The sequence below is a fragment of the Pantoea sp. PvP021 genome (assembly GCF_054056055.1).
Map to the genome: position 1 here is coordinate 119,455 of NZ_JBSRXX010000002.1, position 15,280 is coordinate 134,734.

General features: G+C 57.5%; 13 protein-coding genes. 5 read left to right on the plus strand and 8 right to left on the minus strand.

The window, feature by feature from the left end:
- Window positions 1–281 precede the first annotated feature (281 nt).
- Together malP and malQ are read left to right on the plus strand one after the other, a co-directional pair.
- Window positions 282–2,684, plus strand: coding sequence for a maltodextrin phosphorylase (gene malP, locus ACVKSX_RS09645; RefSeq protein WP_346450482.1), 2,403 nt, complete (start codon window positions 282–284; stop codon window positions 2,682–2,684).
- Between the two features lie 8 nt (window positions 2,685–2,692).
- Window positions 2,693–4,768 carry a 4-alpha-glucanotransferase gene (gene malQ / locus ACVKSX_RS09650; protein ID WP_354438755.1) on the plus strand — a complete coding sequence of 692 codons (2,076 nt, stop codon included), beginning with the start codon at window positions 2,693–2,695 and terminating at the stop codon, window positions 4,766–4,768.
- A gap of 189 nt (window positions 4,769–4,957) precedes the next feature.
- Here malQ and ACVKSX_RS09655 read toward each other — a convergent pair whose 3' ends face one another.
- The 6 genes from ACVKSX_RS09655 to malK all read right to left on the minus strand — a co-directional run bounded on the left by ACVKSX_RS09655 (window position 4,958) and on the right by malK (window position 9,775).
- A complete protein-coding gene (locus ACVKSX_RS09655) occupies window positions 4,958–5,428 on the minus strand; it encodes a type II toxin-antitoxin system YhaV family toxin (protein WP_122889337.1) in 471 nt (156 codons plus the stop codon).
- A 6-nt stretch (window positions 5,429–5,434) separates the two neighbouring features.
- A complete protein-coding gene (locus ACVKSX_RS09660) occupies window positions 5,435–5,779 on the minus strand; it encodes a type II toxin-antitoxin system PrlF family antitoxin (RefSeq protein WP_132498989.1) in 345 nt (114 codons plus the stop codon).
- Window positions 5,780–5,878: 99 nt separating this feature from the next.
- Entirely contained in the window at window positions 5,879–6,094 is a 216-nt protein-coding gene (locus ACVKSX_RS09665) for a type II toxin-antitoxin system Phd/YefM family antitoxin (protein WP_033780170.1), read from the minus strand.
- A 185-nt stretch (window positions 6,095–6,279) separates the two neighbouring features.
- Window positions 6,280–7,218, minus strand: coding sequence for a maltose operon protein MalM (malM, locus tag ACVKSX_RS09670; protein WP_307381623.1), 939 nt, complete (start codon window positions 7,216–7,218; stop codon window positions 6,280–6,282).
- A gap of 102 nt (window positions 7,219–7,320) precedes the next feature.
- A complete protein-coding gene (locus ACVKSX_RS09675) occupies window positions 7,321–8,622 on the minus strand; it encodes a maltoporin (protein WP_033760237.1) in 1,302 nt (433 codons plus the stop codon).
- Between the two features lie 43 nt (window positions 8,623–8,665).
- Entirely contained in the window at window positions 8,666–9,775 is a 1,110-nt protein-coding gene (gene malK / locus ACVKSX_RS09680) for a maltose/maltodextrin ABC transporter ATP-binding protein MalK (protein WP_010247360.1), read from the minus strand.
- A 362-nt stretch (window positions 9,776–10,137) separates the two neighbouring features.
- Between malK and malE the strand changes: the two genes are divergently transcribed.
- From malE to malG, 3 genes are all read left to right on the plus strand, one after another.
- A complete protein-coding gene (malE, locus tag ACVKSX_RS09685) occupies window positions 10,138–11,328 on the plus strand; it encodes a maltose/maltodextrin ABC transporter substrate-binding protein MalE (RefSeq protein WP_307381620.1) in 1,191 nt (396 codons plus the stop codon).
- A gap of 56 nt (window positions 11,329–11,384) precedes the next feature.
- Window positions 11,385–12,908 carry a maltose ABC transporter permease MalF gene (gene malF / locus ACVKSX_RS09690; RefSeq protein ID WP_307381617.1) on the plus strand — a complete coding sequence of 508 codons (1,524 nt, stop codon included), beginning with the start codon at window positions 11,385–11,387 and terminating at the stop codon, window positions 12,906–12,908.
- A gap of 150 nt (window positions 12,909–13,058) precedes the next feature.
- Window positions 13,059–13,949 (plus strand): maltose ABC transporter permease MalG, encoded by an 891-nt coding sequence (gene malG, locus ACVKSX_RS09695; protein WP_010247369.1) that lies wholly within the window; start codon window positions 13,059–13,061, stop codon window positions 13,947–13,949.
- 86 nt (window positions 13,950–14,035) lie between these two features.
- Here malG and ACVKSX_RS09700 read toward each other — a convergent pair whose 3' ends face one another.
- A complete protein-coding gene (locus tag ACVKSX_RS09700; protein WP_122889333.1) occupies window positions 14,036–14,644 on the minus strand; it encodes a TetR/AcrR family transcriptional regulator in 609 nt (202 codons plus the stop codon).
- Window positions 14,634–15,236 carry an NAD(P)H-dependent oxidoreductase gene (locus tag ACVKSX_RS09705; RefSeq protein ID WP_354438751.1) on the minus strand — a complete coding sequence of 201 codons (603 nt, stop codon included), beginning with the start codon at window positions 15,234–15,236 and terminating at the stop codon, window positions 14,634–14,636. The genes ACVKSX_RS09700 and ACVKSX_RS09705 overlap by 11 nt, the downstream gene beginning before the upstream one ends.
- Window positions 15,237–15,280 lie beyond the last annotated feature (44 nt).

A 15,280-nucleotide genomic window follows, 5' to 3' on the forward strand; every position in this document is an offset into this window, starting at 1 on the left:
GGCGCGCGTTTCTCCATTTGTCGAGCGCATCATTATTTTACGCTTCGTAATTATTCCTTACACAGGTTCAGCATTTCGTCAGATGAATGCAAGCAAACCCATTAATTAAACTTTACAAAAGCGTGCGCTATCACACTCCTTCAACGATTTCGGATTAGCCTCATCCTCTCCACCCTCCCTATCCTCCTCCGCTAATTCTTTGCAGGAGGATGAGCCAGGGTTTCCGCGCGGGCAGACTGTCGCCACATTGATCCATTTTCCGTTTTTACAGGACATCAACCATGACACAGCCCGATTTCAACCCGATTCAGTTCAATGCTGCCCTGACCCGTCAGTGGCAGCGTTTTGGCCTGCGCGATGCGCAGGAGATGACCACGACACAGTGGTGGCAGGCACTCAGCGGTGCGCTGGCCGATATGCTGGCCGCGCAGCCTGCTCCCCCGGCCCCGACAGAACTGCGCCATGTTAACTATCTGTCGATGGAGTTTTTGATTGGTCGCCTGACCGGCAACAACCTGCTGAACCTGGGCTGGTATGACGCGGTCAATGAGGCCCTGGCCGCCTGGGATATCTCACTCACTGACGTGCTGGAAACCGAAACGGATCCGGCGCTGGGTAATGGCGGCCTGGGTCGTCTGGCAGCCTGTTTCCTGGATTCCATGGCGAATGTGGGTCAGCCCGCTACGGGCTACGGTCTGAACTATCAGTACGGTCTGTTCCGGCAGCGCTTCGAACAGGGCGCGCAGATTGAAAGCCCCGATGACTGGCAGCGCGACCGCTATCCGTGGTTTAACCACAACGCCGCGCTTAACGTGCGGGTCGGACTGGGCGGTAAAGTGGTGACGGTTGCGGGTCAGCCACAGTGGCAACCGGCGTTTGAACTGCTCGGCGAAGCCTGGGATCTGCCGGTGGTCGGTTATCAGAATGGTATCAGCCAGCCACTGCGTCTATGGCAGGCGAAACATGCCCAGCCGTTTAACCTGAGTCGCTTCAACGACGGCGACTTTCTGCGCGCGGAGCAACAGGGTATTGATGCTGAAAAACTGACCAAGGTGCTCTACCCCAATGACAATCATCAGAACGGTAAAAAACTGCGTCTGATGCAGCAATATTTTCAGTGCGCCTGCGCGCTGGCTGACATTCTGCGTCGCCATCATCGGGCCGGACGCAGCATCGAAACCCTGGCCGATCATGAAGTGATCCAGCTTAATGACACCCATCCGACGCTGGCCATCCCGGAGCTGATGCGTCTGCTGCTGGATGAGCATCAGCTGAGCTGGGATCGCGCCTGGCAGATCACACAGCACACTTTTGCCTACACCAATCACACCCTGATGCCGGAAGCGCTGGAGTGCTGGGATGTGCGTCTGGTGCGCAGTCTGCTGCCGCGCCATATGATGATCATCAATACCCTGAACGCGCAGCTAAAAACGGCTGTCACGGCGCGCTGGCCAGACGATGAAGCGAAGTGGGCCAGACTGGCGCTGGTGCATAATAACCAGCTGCGGATGGCGAACCTCTGCGTGACCAGCGGGTTCGCGGTCAACGGTGTGGCGGCGCTGCACTCGAAACTGGTGGTGCAGGATCTCTTCCCGGAATATCACCAGATGTGGCCGGAGAAATTCCACAACGTGACCAACGGCATTACGCCGCGCCGCTGGATCAATCAGTGCAACCCGGCACTGAGTGCCCTGATCACCCGAACATTGCAAAAACCCTGGCTGAACGATCTCGATGCCTTGCAGGGGCTGGAAGCCTTTGCGGATGACGCCGCCTTCTGCGCGGAATATCGCGCCATCAAGCAGCAGAACAAAGTCGCGCTGGCGCACTGGGTGAAACAGCGGACCGGCATTGAGATTGACCCCACCGCGCTGTTTGACGTACAGATCAAACGACTGCATGAGTACAAACGCCAGCATCTGAGCCTGCTGCACATCATTGCGCTGTGGCAGACGCTGGTCACCGATCCGCAGGCAAACCGGACGCCGCGCGTGGTGCTGTTTGGTGCCAAAGCCGCGCCCGGCTATGCACTGGCGAAAAACATCATCTATGCCATCAACAAAGTGGCCGAGGTGATCAATCAGGATCCCCGCATCGGTGACCGTCTGAAAGTCGTGTTTATTCCCGATTACAACGTCTCCGTCGCCGAGCGGCTGATTCCCGCCGCCGACCTTTCCGAACAGATCTCCACCGCCGGTAAAGAAGCGTCCGGCACCGGTAATATGAAGCTGGCGCTGAATGGCGCACTGACCATCGGCACACTGGATGGAGCGAACGTCGAGATCGCTGAGCAGGTTGGCAGCGAGAACATCTTTATCTTCGGGCATACCGTGGAACAGGTGGTGGCGTTAAAAGCAGACGGTTATGCCCCGGCGCAGTGGCGCAAGAAAGATCCGCAGCTCAATCAGGTCTTACTGGCGCTGGAAGATGGCACCTTCAGCCAGGGCGACTGCCACGCCTTTGATGCGATGTTGCAGAGTCTCGGCCCGGAAGGCGGTGATCCCTATCTGGTACTGGCTGACTTCCAGCCCTACCTTGACGCACAGGCGCAGGTAGAAGCGCTGTGGAGCGATCAGGAGGCCTGGACACGTGCCACCATCCTCAATACCGCACGCTGTGGCATGTTCAGCTCCGATCGCGCTATCCGCGATTACCAGCAGCGCATCTGGCAAGCGAAACGCTAAGGAACGCCATGAAAACAGATCCGGTTATGGACGATTTCTCCCGGGCGGGCATCGCCGCTGAGTATATCAATGCTCACGGCAAGCCACAGGCGATCCCGACCCTGACCCGCCAGCGTTTGCTGGCGGTGATGCAGCCTTCCCATCCGCTGAGCACGCCGCTGCCACCGGTGGTGATTTTTCGCAGCGGCGATCTTCTGAGCCTGTCGCCACAGCTCGCTGACGATGCCCACTGGCATCTCACCAGTGAAGCGGGTGAAATCAGCTCAGGTCGCTGCCAGCCCGCTCAGCCGCTGCATCTGCCGCCGCTGCCTGAAGGCTATCATGAGCTGACGCTGCAACAGGGTGCGCAGCAGTGGTCGTGCCGGATAATAATTGCCCCGGCCCGCTGTTATGAACCCCCGGCCCTGCTGGCAGGTGAGTCAATATGGGGCGCCTGCGTGCAGCTCTATACCCTGCGCTCGGCGGAGAACTGGGGAATCGGCGACTTTGGCGATCTGCGCCGGATGCTGCCGGAGGTAGCCGCACGCGGCGGCGCGTTTATCGGTCTTAACCCTATCCATGCGCTGTTTCCCTCCAGCCCGGAGAGTGCCAGCCCTTACAGCCCCTCGTCCCGGCGCTGGCTTAATGTGCTCTACATCGATGTGGGCGCAGTCGCTGACTTCCGGCAGAGCGCTGCCGCTCAGGCCTGGTGGCAACGTCCGGAAACAGAACAGGCGCTGGAACAGGCTCGCGCAGCAGATTGGGTGGATTATGCGGCGGTGACCCGGCTGAAAATTGCCGCGCTGAGACTGGCGTGGCCGCAGTTTACTCAGCGTGACGCCAGCGATCCCGAGGTGCAGGCGTTTAATAGATTTATACGTGAAGGAGGCGAGAGTCTTCAGCATCAGGCGCTGTTTGATGCGCTGCACGCCGATCAGATAGCACAGGATAGTGAGCGCTGGGGCTGGCCGGTGTGGCCGGAGGCGTTGCAGGATCCCGGCAGTCCGGCCGTGCAGGCCTTCCTGCAACAGCACGCCGATCAGGTGCGCTTCTGGCTCTGGCTGCAGTGGCTGGCCGCGAAGCAGTTTGCCGACTGCTGGGACATCTGCCAGCAGCAGCAGATGCCGATTGGACTTTACCGCGATCTGGCGGTGGGTGTTGCGCAGGGTGGCGCAGAGACCTGGAGCGAGCGCGATCTCTACTGCATGGAGGCCAGCATCGGTGCGCCGCCCGATATTCTCGGCCCGCGCGGCCAGGACTGGGGATTGCCGCCCATGGATCCGCAGGTGATGCGTCAGCGCGCCTGGGAGCCGTGGATCGCCCTGCTGCGTGCCAACATGCGCCACTGCGGCGCACTGCGCATTGACCATGTGATGGCGCTAATGCGGCTGTGGTGGATTCCGGCCGGTGATAGCGCGATGCACGGTGCCTATGTGCACTATCCCATCGACGATCTGCTGGCGATTCTGGCGCTGGAAAGTCAGCGTCATCGCTGCATGGTCATTGGCGAAGATCTCGGTACGGTGCCGGAAGCAATTGTCGATAAGCTGCGGGACGGCGGGGTCTACTCCTATAAGGTGCTCTATTTTGAGCAGGAGTCAGCCCACAGTTTTCGTCCGCCCGCCGAATGGCCACGGCAGGCAATGGCGGTCGCCACCACTCACGATCTTCCGACGCTGCGTGGCTGGTGGCAGAGCGATGATTTGACCACCGGCGCACAACTCGGCCTCTATCCCGACAAAGTGGTGCTGGCCGGGCTATATCAGGATCGGCTGCGAGCGAAGCAGGCGCTGCTGCAGAGTCTGCATCGCGTTGGTGCCCTGCCGAAACGTGCCGGACGCGATGCACCTCGCACCGGCATGAGCAAGGCATTAAACCGGGCGATGCAGCGCTATCTGGCTGACAGTCACAGCGCCCTGCTGGGACTGCAACCGGAGGACTGGCTGGATATGGCGGTGCCGGTCAATATTCCGGGCACCAGCGATGAATATCCGAACTGGCGACGCAAGCTCAGCGCCACGCTGGAAACGCTGTTCAGCGATCCTGCCACTGACACGCTGCTGCGTGATCTGACGGCACGCCGGAAGCGACTACTGCGCAATTGAAGGTTAACGCGCGACTCAGACTCGTGTCTGACGCAGCCTGTTTTACATCATTTTCAGTTATTACAGCGTGCGGGCCGGCAACGGCTCGCACTCTGCTACTGTAATCAGCGCCTCTCAACAGTGATAAGATCACCCTGAGCACGAGCGTCTGAAAAAAGCACACCGGATTCTGTTCAGGATTTAATGAACTTAAGAATTTATCTTCGCCCAATCCTGAGATTGCTTTAACAGCAATGCCCAGTCGTCAGATGGATAGCCGTTATGCAACATTCCTGAAAATACTTTATAGGCGTCACGCTTACTGCCATAAGCACATTTGATCTCAGCGTCATTCATCCATGCAAGGATGATGGTTTTATGTTGCTCGCTGAATCTAAAGAACAAACGATACTGCATCAAAAACTTTGCACGGAACCAATGCTTATTTTGTTCTCCCAGCGTATCGCCCTGGCGAAACTTTGCCTGATGTGGATCGGCGCAAATCTCACTATTGATAACTTTAAACACAGCGGCTAAAAGCTTCGTCGTCGCTTTTCGCTGGTAACTTTCAGGATATTTAGCCCTGAGTAACTCCACTTCATTGGTCAGCGCAATCAGTTGCGATTCAAAACAGGGATGAACATAAACGTGCCATCCATTTATAACCGTGCTGTCTTCCATACTTAATTACTCATCGTCCATGAGTGGAGCATCCAAATCAACGTCCATACCTTCGGTCAACGATGTAATGCGAGTTAATAATCCTCGATCCAGCATTTTAATATTTGCAGCCGTGTTGCGCCTGTCAGCAGGAAGAAAACTCAGAAAGCTCGCCTTCACTGGAGCATCATCAGCCACCGTTTCCTGACGGGTAATAAGGACTTTGCCGCCCTGCAGAACAGCGTATTCGATATTCTCACCAGGTTGCAGATTCATCGCATCACGAACTGCGGCAGGGATGGTGGTCTGTCCGCGGGCTGTCAGTTTTGATGAAGCACGCAGAGAGATGTTTGCCTGAGTCAGAGTTCCCATCGTGGATTCTCACTATTATTAACCAGGATAAGTCAGCAGTGATGCAGTAACATTGGTAATGCAAATGCATTGATCGCGATAAGAGCGAATGTTTTGTTACTAAGTCTTCATTAAAAGTTTCTGATTATGCTTTTCCGTATCGCCTGAAAAATTGGCGCCCTGTTTTATTTCCTGCCAGATATCAAACTCTTCGCGACTAATAAGCACAGCAGCAGAGCCGCCCCGGCGGGTGATAATCACAGGCTCACCCGCCATCACGATATCCATGATTTCAGCAAGATATTTTCGGGCCTGTGTTGTCGTGTAACTTCGCATATAGCCTCCAGAAAAGTCATCCCTGAAACAGCTTAGTTAGCCTATATTCATCAAACGCTATTGCCCACAGCATGACTTACGCAATGCGTAAAACCACGCAAAAAAATCATGCAATCAGGAGCTCTGTAACAAAAAAAGGTGCGCCGCAGCGCACCAGATGGAACAACATCAGTATTGTCGGGGCATCACCCCTTGCCTTTAACACTACTGATAAAGGTCTGCCGGGCAGAGGTGGAACCCAGCCGCTCGGCTTCATCCAGCAGTTTCAGCGCCTTATCGATATTACCGCTGTTCACTGCCTGTGTGATCTTCTGGTTAAAGTAACTCTCGGTATCGCTCATGATCGGTTCCGCACGGGCTTTTGGCGCGGGCGCTGCGGCGGGTGCAGGCGCCGGTGCTGCGCTGTACGCTGCCGCAGGTGCGGTATTGCCGACGGTCACCGCGCTCGGGTCGGATGAACCAAACAGCGGCCCGACCAGAATGGATGAACCGGAACTGGTCTGCATCTTCAGCTTGATTGTCCCTTCCCGGCTGTGGCGGGCGACGGGATCGGGGATATCCGGTACCGCATGACCGGTGCCCTGGGCGTAGGCCTTGGCCGGGTCAAGCAGCGTGGTGGTTTGTGTCAGATCGCTGTCGGTGGTAAACACCAGCAGGTAGATTTTTTGCTGACCCAGCGCCGGGGTTAATTTCATCACCCCTTCCAGTCGATCTGCCGCCATCACGCCCGGCTTCTGATAGGTAAAGTAGCGGCTGGGGAACCAGGCCGCGGGACGCAGGTTTTCATCCAGCACCAGCACGTTCGGTGCGAAAACCTGACCGTTCGCCACTTCACTGCTCAGCGTCAGCGTCAGTTCGCCGATATTGGCGGGCAGACTATAGGCCGCGACCGGACCGGCAATGTGTGGCGCATTCAGCGTCTGTCCGCTGTTAGCGAGTTTTGTGGTCTGTGTCTGAGAAGCAGCCAGCGGTTGCCAGCTCAGGCGTTGCAGCGTTTCGGGTGCCACGACCGGTGCGGACGAGAGATCCTGCGGCACCAGATTGACATCCGCCAGGGCGGGAAGCGCGTGTCCTGTCAGTAACGCCGCACTCAGGCAGAGTGCAGCCAGTTTTTTCATTTTCATTATGTCTACCTTATTGCAGGTCGCGGCGTGAACCAGGCAATGGCACACCGCGACCAAAGAGATCCATCAGGCGCAGGCGCGCCTGTCAGAAAAAGTGCTGGCTTACCACCAGATTTCCATCTGCGCGCCGAAGGTCACTTCATCGTCTTTACCACGGCTGTTAGTCAGGATGCCGTTACCGCTGGTGTCCGCAGAGGCGAAGGTGGTGAGATCGCCTGAGTTATCTTTGTTGTAGCCCCACTTTTCATCCCATTTAGCGTAGGTCGCGAACAGACGCAGAGCCGGACGTGACCAGATGCTGTCGCCCGCCTGCCACTGCTGCGCCAGCGTCACTTTGTACTGGCCGTTGCGTTCGTTAGCCTGCTGTGATTTGACGTTGTCGTAGCCCAGTTCCAGCAACGTGCTCATAATCGGCGTCCATTTGTACATCGGGCGCACACCCACGGTGTACCACTCGGTGCCGCGGTTGTTGTCCAGATCGATGTTCTGGTACATAGCGACGTACATCAGATCCCAGCGTTCCGCCAGCGAGATCGCACCGTGGTCGAGGATGCGATACATGTCACCATTGTTATTGAGGCTGGTGCCCTGCGGCACGCCTTTGCCCTGAGAGGTCAGCGCATCGGTGGCATACTGCAGTACGAATTTGTTATAGCCCTTCAGCATGCTCTGGGTATGTTCAGCAGTGAACATCCAGCCATCTTTAGAAGCCCCCTCTTCCAGACGGTAGTCGTCACGGGCGTTGGCACGACCGTAGTCGACACCCAGCTCCAGCACGCCGTTGGTGTTGGTTTCCAGACCGGCCAGACGCACATCAAACACGTCGTTGGCAGTGCTGGTGGCGAAGTCACGGATACGATCGCTGGAGAAGGTGTAAGAGCCGCCCGCTTCAGACGAACGGGTTGCGGCGAAAGAGAGTTTACCAAAGCCGAGATCGACATCTTCCAGACCGGCACCTGGGCCCGAGATATCCCAGTAGTAGAAGTCGATCATATGGACGTCATGACGCTGATAGAAACGCTTACCGGCCCAGATGGTAGAGCCAGGCAGCGCGTCGATCAGGTTTTTACCTTTTACGTTGGCTTCACGGAAGGCGGGCGATGTGGCTTCCCAGTCATTCTGCTGTGCCACGGAGTAAGCCACGTTGGTGTCGAAATAGAAGCTTTTGTCGCCCTCTTTCCACACTTCCTGGCCTAATTTCAGTTCGGCGTAAGTTTCACATTCGTTGCCCAGACGGTATTTACTTTGGGCGCCGGTGGCCTGGAAACATTGCTGTTCACCACCGCTGCCGGTCCAGCCAATGCCGGAACGGGCGTAACCGGTAAAATCAACCGCCATCGTCGGGGCGGAGAGGGTTCCCACCGCGACGGCAACGGCGATGGGAAGTTTGCGCAGAGTTAACATTTTCTATCTCCTGAGGTCATTGCTTTTATTGTTTTTGGCAGGGCTATACACCCGGCTCCTGATACAGCCTGCGGCACGCGCTCCCGTCCTCGCGGAACAGGTGACAACGCTCGGGCGGCAGGCCAATACCGAGGATGGCGCCCTCTTTTACCAGCACGACGTCCTCCTGGCGGTAGACCAGGTTCTGACGGATAGCGGGAATCTCGATGTGGATCTGTGTTTCATGCCCCAGCTGTTCCACCACCTGCACTTCCCCTTCCAGGGTGACGTCGGCGATATCGCTGGAGAGCAGATGTTCCGGGCGAATACCCAGTGACATGTTGCTGCCGACCTGCACACCGGCGCTGTCAACCGGCAGCCAGACCAGCTGCTGATTCGGCAGCCGCACCTGAACCTGATCGATGGCGGTGGCGGTCACTTTGACCGGCAGGAAATTCATTTTTGGTGAGCCGATAAATCCGGCGACAAAGCGGTTGGCGGGATAGTGGTACAGCTCAAGCGGCTTACCGACCTGCGCAATGCGTCCGGCATCCAGCACCACGATTTTGTCGGCCAGCGTCATCGCTTCGATCTGATCGTGGGTCACGTAAATCATGGTGCGCTTCAGGCGCTTATGCAGACGGGAGATCTCAATGCGCATCTGAACGCGCAGCGCGGCGTCAAGGTTCGACAGTGGTTCATCCAGCAGGAAGACGCGCGGTTCCGCCACCAGCGTGCGGCCAATCGCCACGCGCTGACGCTGCCCGCCAGAGAGGGCTTTAGGACGGCGATCGAGCAGATGCGCCAGTTGCAGAATCTCCGCCACCTGATTAACCCGCTGCTGGATCTCCGCTTTTTTCACCCCGGCCAGTTTGAGGCCAAAAGACATGTTCTCCGCCACCGACAGATGGGGATAGAGCGCATAGGACTGAAACACCATGCCGATGCCGCGTTCGGCGGGCGGCACTTCATTCATGCGCCGGTCGCCGATTAACAGCTCGCCGCTGGTGATGGTCTCCAGTCCGGCAATCATGCGCAGCAGCGTCGATTTGCCACAGCCTGATGGGCCGACGAAAACAACAAATTCCCCTTCACGAATAGTGAGATCGATATCTTTCGACACCACCGTATCGCCCCAGGCTTTCGTGACATTGCGTAACACAACGCTCGCCATGATCCCTTCCCTCTTAGCTGCATAGTCGTGTCTGCCCAGCGGCAGACGAGTTCCGGGGCTCACTATGCGAGAGGAAACTGGCGGTAACATCCTCCACCCCACTGCATTCCGCTGGGGGAGGAGGCGGGAGGAGGAGAAACGCGGGCTGACGCCGCGGCCCGCACGCTGCCGCGCTTTTTTGTGATCGCTAACGCAGACCCGCAGGAATTTTTGCCGCGTAAGCGCCCGCTTAAAGGGCTTTTTGCCAGCGCGATCACAGCGGCAGGTCGAGGGGCGTAGAGCAGAGGAGGATGAGAAGCCGTGGCGGATAAGCACAATGATGCCGGTAAAGCATTCACCACTTCCGCTAACAGGATGGATTTATGACGATGAAAACCGGAGCAAGAATTCTGGCCCTTTCTGCCCTCTCTGCCGTGCTCTTTTCGGCAAGCGCGATGGCAAAAATTGAGGAAGGTAAACTGGTCATCTGGATCAACGGTGACAAGGGCTACAACGGCCTTGCCGAAGTGGGTAAGAAATTTGAGCAGGAGACCGGCATCAAAGTCACGGTCGAACATCCTGACAAAATGGAAGAGAAGTATCCGCAGGTCGCGGCGACCGGCGATGGCCCGGATATTATCTTCTGGGCACATGACCGTTTCGGCGGCTACGCGCAGTCCGGCCTGCTGGCTGAGATCACGCCGGATGCCAGCTTCCGCGAGAAGCTTTTCCCGTTCACCTGGGACGCGGTGCGCTTCGACGGCAAGCTGATTGGCTATCCGATTTCCGTTGAGTCGCTGTCACTGATCTACAACAAAAAGCTGCTGCCGAACCCGCCAAAAACCTGGGAAGAGATTGCCGGTCTCGACAAGCAACTGCGCGCCAAAGGCAAAAGCGCCATCATGTTTAACCTGCAGGAGCCCTACTTCACCTGGCCGCTGCTGGCCGCAGGCGGTGCTTACGCCTTTAAGCTCACCGACGGACATTATGACGTGAAGGATGTCGGCGTCGATAACGCCGGTGCTAAAGCGGGCATGCAGTTCCTGGTCGATCAGGTTAAAGCCAAAACCCTGAACGCGGACACCGATTATTCGATTGCTGAGGCCGCCTTTAACAAAGGCGAAACCGCCATGACCATTAATGGTCCGTGGGCGTGGGGCAACCTCGACAAGAGCGGCATCGACTATGGCGTCACCGAATTGCCAACCCTGAACGGTAAACCGTCGAAAGCCTTTGTCGGCGTGCTGAGTGCCGGGATCAACGCCGCCAGTCCTAACAAAGAGCTGGCGAAAGAGTTCATGGAGAATTATCTGCTGACTGACACCGGTCTGGATGCGGTCAACAAAGATAAGCCGCTGGGTGCTGTGGCGCTGAAATCTTTCCAGCAGACGCTGGAAAAAGATTCGCGTATCGCCGCCACCATGAACAATGCCCGTCAGGGTGACATCATGCCGAATATCCCGCAGATGGCGGCATTCTGGTATGCGATGCGCACCGCTACCCTGAACGCGCTGGGCGGTCGTCAGAGCGTCGACGCCGCACTGAAAGATGCTCAGGCCCGTCTGAAGAAGTAATCTCCCCTTGCAGCCGGGGCAACCCGGCTTGAGTGACCGTTAAGGAAAACCGCATCATGTCAGGAAAACCGAAAACGCGCAGTGTGCTGTTGAAAAGCGTTCTCATCGGGATCTGCTGTCTGCTGGTCGGCTATCTGCTGGTGCTGATGTACGCGCAGGGCGAATATCTGTTTGCGCTGCTGACGCTGATCCTAAGTGCGACCGGACTGTGGATTTTTGCTAACCGTCGCGCCTATGCGTGGCGTTATGTCTATCCCGGCGTGGCGGGAATGGCGCTGTTTGTACTGTTTCCCCTTGCCTGCACGATTGCCATTGCCTTTACCAACTACAGCAGCAGCAACCAGCTCACCTTTGAACGGGCGCAGCAGGTTTTGCTGGGCCGCACCTTCCAGTCGGGTGAAGCAGTCAGTTTTTCTCTGTTCCCGGCCGGCGATCGCTGGCAGCTGGTGCTGAATGATGGCAAAGACTATGTTTCGCCGCCGTTTCAGTTTGGCGCTGAACAGACGCTGAAAATGGCCCCTGTCGCACCACCGTCAGGTGAACGGGCGAACTTCAGAGCGATCACGACCCATCGTCAGGCACTGAGCCAGATCCGGGCGGAAATGCCGGATGGTCGTCAGTTACGGATGAGTTCGCTGCGCCAGTTCTCCGGCACCCAGCCGCTCTATCGGGTGGGTGCGCAGGATGAGCTGATCAACCAGCAGAGTAACGCGCGCTATCGTGCTAATCCCCAGACTGGTTTCTACCAGGCGATTAACGCCGACGGCAGTTGGGCGAACGAAACCCTGAGTCCCGGCTTTACCGTGAATACCGGCTGGAAAAACTTCGTGCGGGTGTTTACTGACGAAGGGATTCAGAAGCCGTTCCTGGCGATATTTGGCTGGACGCTACTCTTCTCGCTGATCACCGTGGTGCTGACCGTCGCGGTGGGTATGGTGCTGGCGTGTCTGGTGCAGTGGGAGGCGTTGCGCGGCAAAGCGGTCTATCGGGTGATGCTGATTCTGCCCTATGCCGTGCCGGCGTTTATCTCGATCCTGATTTTCAAGGGGTTGTTCAACCAGAGCTTTGGTGAAATCAACGTGATGCTCAGCGCGCTGTTTGGCGTGAAGCCGGCCTGGTTCAGCGACCCGACGCTGGCGCGCGCCATGCTGATTATCGTCAATACCTGGCTCGGCTACCCCTACATGATGATCCTCTGCATGGGCCTGCTGAAGGCGATTCCGGACGATCTCTATGAAGCCTCGGCGATGGACGGTGCAGGACCGCTGCAGAACTTCTTCCTGATAACTCTGCCGCTGCTGCTGAAACCACTGATGCCGCTGATGATCGCCAGCTTTGCCTTTAACTTTAATAACTTTGTGCTGGTGCAGTTACTCACCAACGGCGGGCCGGATCGCCTCGGCACCACCACGCCAGCCGGTTACACCGATTTGCTGGTGAACTACACCTGGCGTATCGCCTTTGAAGGCGGCGGCGGGCAGGACTTTGGGCTGGCCGCCGCTATCGCCACGCTGATCTTCCTGCTGGTTGGTGCGCTGGCGGTGATTAACCTGAAAGCCTCGCGGATGAAATTCGACTAAGCGCCTGGCCCGACTGGCGTCATGGTTGCAGGCAGTCCGGACGCGAAGAGCGTGGAACAACCGGAACCTGGGAGGTGAGGATTGTGAGCACTGCCCGGGTTCAGACTGACAAATAAAATAGCCTGAGGGACCAGGCTCTGAGGAGTTGTTATGGCTATGGTACAACCGAAATCGCAACGGCTGCGTCTGTTCACCACGCATCTGCTGCTGCTGTTATTTATCGCGGCGATTCTCTTTCCCCTGCTGATGGTGATTGCGATTTCGCTGCGTGCCGGGAACTTCGCCACCGGCAGCCTGATCCCGGAGCAGATCTCGTGGGAGCACTGGCGTCTGGCGCTGGGTTTCAGCGTGGAACATGCGGATGGCCGGGTGACACCGCCGCCCTTCCCGGTGCTGCTCTGGTTATGGAACTCGATCAAGATTGCGGCAATCAGTGCGCTGGGCATCGTGGCGCTCTCTACCACCTGCGCCTATGCCTTTGCCCGTATGCGCTTTACCGGCCGTGCCAGCCTGCTAAAAGGAATGCTGATTTTCCAGATGTTCCCGGCGGTGCTGTCGCTGGTGGCGCTCTATGCCCTGTTTGATCGTCTCGGTCAGTATCTGCCTTTTATCGGGCTGAATACCCACGGTGGGGTGATCTTCGCCTATCTGGGCGGTATCGCGCTGCATGTCTGGACTATCAAAGGCTATTTCGAAACTATCGACGGGTCACTGGAAGAGGCCGCCGCGCTGGATGGCGCAACGCCGTGGCAGGCGTTCCGGCTGGTGCTGCTGCCGCTGTCGGTGCCGATTCTGGCGGTGGTGTTTATTCTGGCGTTTATCGCCGCGGTGACTGAAGTGCCGGTCGCCTCGCTGCTGCTGCGAGATGTAAACAGCTACACCCTGGCGGTCGGGATGCAGCAGTACCTCAATCCGCAGAACTATCTGTGGGGCGATTTCGCCGCTGCGGCGGTGCTCTCCGCGATTCCGATCACCCTGGTTTTCCTGCTGGCGCAGCGCTGGCTGGTGAGCGGTTTAACCGCGGGCGGGGTGAAAGGCTAAAACGATCATCATTGTACGTTGCCACTACTTACACAACGCCTGTTGTGGTTGAAGGATTCGGCGGCCTGCGGGCCGCCTTTTTTATGCTAATCCGATTCCGACGCACGGCTGCCTGCCACCAGCGCCACGACCATGGCAGTGATCGCCTGCTCTCCTTCCGGTTTGCTGACATCGCCGCGTGCCACCGCGCCTGCGATGGCATCCGCGCCCCCCAGCAAGCCCCACATGCCTGCTTCCGGAATGCCGCTGCTGCCAGCCAGAGGGGCAAACCAGCGCTGACAGCGGGCGATAAAGTCGAGCTGATAGTGGCGTTTGACGGCAGCCAGTTCCGGCGAGGTGCTGAGCGCTGACAGCAACTCCGGAATCTCACGCCCTTCCGTCATCACACAATCCACATAACAGGCCGCAAGCACTTCCGCTTTTTGTTGCATCACCATCGGTGCGGCATTCATCGCCGCTTCCATCTTTTCGGTCTGGCGACGATCAAAATCGTCATACAACGCCGCCAGCAATCCATGACGGGTGGTGAAGTGGTCATAAACCACCGGTTTACTGACCCCCGCCGCGTCGCCGACTCTGGCCAGCGTCAGTGCCTCGCTGCCTTCGGTTTGCATTATCTGCCACGCGACGTCTGACAACTGCCTGCGTCGTGCCTCGCGTGTCAGACGCTTACGGGGTGTTTTTTCAACGGTCATGTTTTTCCTGATGGGCGAACAGACGCTGGCCCAGTTGATGCGCCAGCTGATAGTGTGACTCAGGATAACCTTCATCGCCGCTAAGCAACAGTTCACTGGTCACCACCAGCGCACCGCAATAGTCAAAGATGCCGTGATCAATCTGATTCCGCATGCTGGCGAAATAGCCGCGCCGCAGAAAGGTTCGGGTATCAGCCGCGCCAATCGCAACCAGATGCACGGGAAGATGGCCGAGGCGTTTTACGATATGGCCATCCTGCTCATCAAAGGCCCAGCCCGCGATGAAAACGCGGTCTATCCAGCCTTTAAGCTGTGCCGGAAATGACCACCAGTAGACCGGATAGACCAGCACCAGCGCATCGGCACGATCCAGCCGCTGCTGTTCTGCCAGCACATCGGGCGGCGTCGGTGCCAGACCGTTGAAATGTCTGTGATCGCTGAGCGAAAAACCTGGATCAAACCCTTCTGCCGCCAGATCGGCCTTTTCAGCCGTATGATGGCCTGTCGCGATAATGCCCTGCGCCAGCTGGTCCGCCACGCGATGGGTGTGAGCGTCCTGATTGGGATGGGAAGTCACTATTAATGCATGCATCGTCGTCACCTTACCTGATTAGTCATTAAGCTACTAAAGGTAAG

What these genes read in the sequence shown, in the direction of transcription:
- ACVKSX_RS09700 (WP_122889333.1), bottom strand. Translation starts at nt 14,644, where the DNA reads ATGACCGTTGAAAAAACACCCCGTAAGCGTCTGACACGCGAGGCACGA.
- malP (WP_346450482.1), top strand. Translation starts at nt 282, where the DNA reads ATGACACAGCCCGATTTCAACCCGATTCAGTTCAATGCTGCCCTGACC.
- malM (WP_307381623.1), bottom strand. Translation starts at nt 7,218, where the DNA reads ATGAAAATGAAAAAACTGGCTGCACTCTGCCTGAGTGCGGCGTTACTG.
- ACVKSX_RS09665 (WP_033780170.1), bottom strand. Translation starts at nt 6,094, where the DNA reads ATGCGAAGTTACACGACAACACAGGCCCGAAAATATCTTGCTGAAATC.
- ACVKSX_RS09675 (WP_033760237.1), bottom strand. Translation starts at nt 8,622, where the DNA reads ATGTTAACTCTGCGCAAACTTCCCATCGCCGTTGCCGTCGCGGTGGGA.
- ACVKSX_RS09655 (WP_122889337.1), bottom strand. Translation starts at nt 5,428, where the DNA reads ATGGAAGACAGCACGGTTATAAATGGATGGCACGTTTATGTTCATCCC.
- malK (WP_010247360.1), bottom strand. Translation starts at nt 9,775, where the DNA reads ATGGCGAGCGTTGTGTTACGCAATGTCACGAAAGCCTGGGGCGATACG.
- ACVKSX_RS09660 (WP_132498989.1), bottom strand. Translation starts at nt 5,779, where the DNA reads ATGGGAACTCTGACTCAGGCAAACATCTCTCTGCGTGCTTCATCAAAA.
- malF (WP_307381617.1), top strand. Translation starts at nt 11,385, where the DNA reads ATGTCAGGAAAACCGAAAACGCGCAGTGTGCTGTTGAAAAGCGTTCTC.
- malQ (WP_354438755.1), top strand. Translation starts at nt 2,693, where the DNA reads ATGAAAACAGATCCGGTTATGGACGATTTCTCCCGGGCGGGCATCGCC.
- malE (WP_307381620.1), top strand. Translation starts at nt 10,138, where the DNA reads ATGACGATGAAAACCGGAGCAAGAATTCTGGCCCTTTCTGCCCTCTCT.
- ACVKSX_RS09705 (WP_354438751.1), bottom strand. Translation starts at nt 15,236, where the DNA reads ATGCATGCATTAATAGTGACTTCCCATCCCAATCAGGACGCTCACACC.
- malG (WP_010247369.1), top strand. Translation starts at nt 13,059, where the DNA reads ATGGCTATGGTACAACCGAAATCGCAACGGCTGCGTCTGTTCACCACG.